At 71.9% G+C, this 1,184-nt stretch carries 1 protein-coding gene; it reads left to right on the top strand.

Annotated elements, in window-relative coordinates; genetic code table 11:
- Positions 1-264 precede the first annotated feature (264 nt).
- On the top strand, positions 265-1,044 hold the full coding sequence (locus ABZ951_RS33870) for an HAD-IIA family hydrolase (protein WP_344091191.1): 780 nt from the start codon (positions 265-267) through the stop codon (positions 1,042-1,044).
- Positions 1,045-1,184: the final 140 nt, after the last annotated feature.

Consider the following 1,184-nt stretch of genomic DNA (forward strand, 5'->3'; position numbering starts at 1 on the left):
GGGTCGTGGGGGTGCACCACCGCTGCGCGGCGGTGTCCTCAAACGCCGGACGGGCTGATTCGGCTGAGCTCAGCCACATCAGCCCGTCCGGCGATTGAGGACCCTCCCGCAGGGCGCTCGCCGCCGTCGGCGGCAGAGCTGAAGACGGGCCGCAGCCGAAGGCTCCTCGGACAGACCCTAGGCTGGAGGGGCCGGGACGGCGCAAGGCGTCGCCCCGGCGTCCCCAGCCCCCGCCGGGGGGCAGCGAACGGCAGGAGTCCCACTGTGGCAGAGCGCAAGCCGATCGAGTCCTGGCTCACCGACATGGACGGTGTGCTGATGCACGAGGGCATCCCGGTGCCCGGTGCCGACACCTTCATCAAGCGGCTGCGGGACTCGGGCAAGCCGTTCCTGGTGCTGACCAACAACTCCATCTACACCCCCCGTGACCTGCACGCACGCCTCGCCCGGATCGGCCTCGACGTCCCCGTCGAGAACATCTGGACGTCCGCGCTGGCCACCGCCCAGTTCCTGGACGACCAGCGGCCCGGCGGCACCGCCTACGTCATCGGCGAGGCGGGTCTGACCACCGCCCTGCACGACATCGGCTACGTCCTCACCGACCACGACCCCGACTACGTGGTCCTCGGCGAGACCCGCACCTACAGCTTCGAAGCGCTCACCAAGGCCATCCGGCTGATCAACGGCGGGGCCCGCTTCATCGCCACCAACCCGGACGAGACCGGGCCCTCCGCCGAAGGCGCGCTGCCCGCCACCGGCTCCGTCGCCGCGCTGATCACCAAGGCGACCGGCCGCGAGCCGTACTTCGTGGGCAAGCCCAATTCGCTGATGATGCGGGCGGGGCTCAACGCCATCGGCGCCCACTCCGAGACCAGCGCCATGATCGGCGACCGGATGGACACCGACGTCCTGGCCGGCCTGGAAGCCGGGATGGAGACGTTCCTCGTCCTGACCGGCCTGACCCGGCCCGAGGAGATCGAGCGCCACCCCTTCCGGCCGTCCCGCGTCGTCGACTCGATCGCCGACCTCGTCGACCTGGTCTGAGCGGTGCCCCTCCGGGGGTGGCACGGGGTGTACCGCCGAGCGGGTCGTCGGCTGCGGGCCGTCGTTGCCGCCCGCGGCGGCGGGTGCCCTGCGGGAGCGTCCTCCGATGCCGGACGGGCTGGTGTCGGCTGAGCTCAGCC

This window comes from Streptomyces sp. NPDC046215 (assembly GCF_040646215.1).
GTDB lineage: Bacteria > Actinomycetota > Actinomycetes > Streptomycetales > Streptomycetaceae > Streptomyces > Streptomyces stramineus.